A 393-nucleotide genomic window follows, 5' to 3' on the forward strand; every position below is an offset into this window, starting at 1 on the left:
GAGAAAGTGATTTTCCAGGAATAGATTGGAGTAATGTAGGAGATTTAGTAATAATGTCAGGAGACCCTAATTTCTCAGGATGGAGTCATAAAACTGAAAAAGGGCAAATGGATGAACTAAGAATCTTTAATAAGGCTCTTACTCAAAGTGAAATTCAAGCAGTTGTGTTAAAAGATCAAGCTGTTTTTTCAATGAATTTTAATGGGTATTACCAAGATGCAGTAAGCGGAAACGATGCTACTGTAGTAGGTACACCTGGATTTGATACTGGTGTTACAGGAGATGCTTATAAAGGGGCAACAGATTCATATTTAACATTTCCGTCAGCAGGTTTATTAAGTGATGAGTTTAGTGCTACATTTTGGTTAAAAATAGATGCATCTGATACCAGAG

Annotated in this window: 1 pseudogene; it reads left to right on the forward strand. The window is 35.6% G+C overall.

Going from position 1 to position 393, the window contains the following annotated elements:
* Positions 1-393 (forward strand): annotated as a pseudogene (locus tag EGM88_RS15900) (LamG domain-containing protein); the annotation flags it as partial.

The organism is Aureibaculum marinum (genome assembly GCF_003813905.1).
In the GTDB taxonomy this organism is placed as follows: domain Bacteria; phylum Bacteroidota; class Bacteroidia; order Flavobacteriales; family Flavobacteriaceae; genus Aureibaculum; species Aureibaculum marinum.